1 pseudogene is annotated in these 552 nt (G+C 70.1%); it reads left to right on the top strand.

Annotation, left to right across the window (positions count from 1 at the left end):
* Nucleotides 1-552: pseudogene (locus tag G3I71_RS46195) on the top strand (carbamoyl phosphate synthase small subunit); the annotation flags it as partial.

The following is a 552-nucleotide window of genomic DNA, read 5'->3' as shown; positions in this document are numbered from 1 at the left end:
GGCGTGCGCGACGAGACGCTGCTGGCCCGCGTCAAGGAAGCCCCGCAGATGAAGGGCGCCGACCTCGCCGCGGAGGTCGCCACCAAGGAGGCGTACGTCGTTCCCGCGATCGGTGAGAAGAAGTTCACCGTCGCCGCGATCGACCTGGGCATCAAGGGCATGACCCCGCACCGGATGGCCGAGCGCGGCATCGAGGTGCACGTGCTCCCCGCCACCGCCACCGCCGAGGACATCTACGCGGTCAACCCCGACGGCGTGTTCTTCTCCAACGGCCCGGGCGACCCGGCCACCGCCGACCACGCGGTCTCCGTCATGCAGGGCGTCCTCGCCCGCAAGACCCCGCTCTTCGGCATCTGCTTCGGCAACCAGATCCTGGGCCGCGCGCTCGGCTTCGGCACCTACAAGCTGAAGTACGGCCACCGCGGCATCAACCAACCGGTGCAGGACCGCACCACCGGCAAGGTCGAGATCACCGCGCACAACCACGGCTTCGCCGTCGACGCGCCCCTCGACAAGGTCTCGGACACCGCCTACGGGCGCGCCGAGGTCTCC

Origin of the sequence: Streptomyces sp. SID12501 (assembly GCF_010550245.1) — a bacterium.
Lineage (GTDB): Bacteria > Actinomycetota > Actinomycetes > Streptomycetales > Streptomycetaceae > Streptomyces.
The sequence above is the reverse complement of the archived record's forward strand: the minus strand, read 5'-3'. Positions and strand labels throughout refer to the sequence as shown.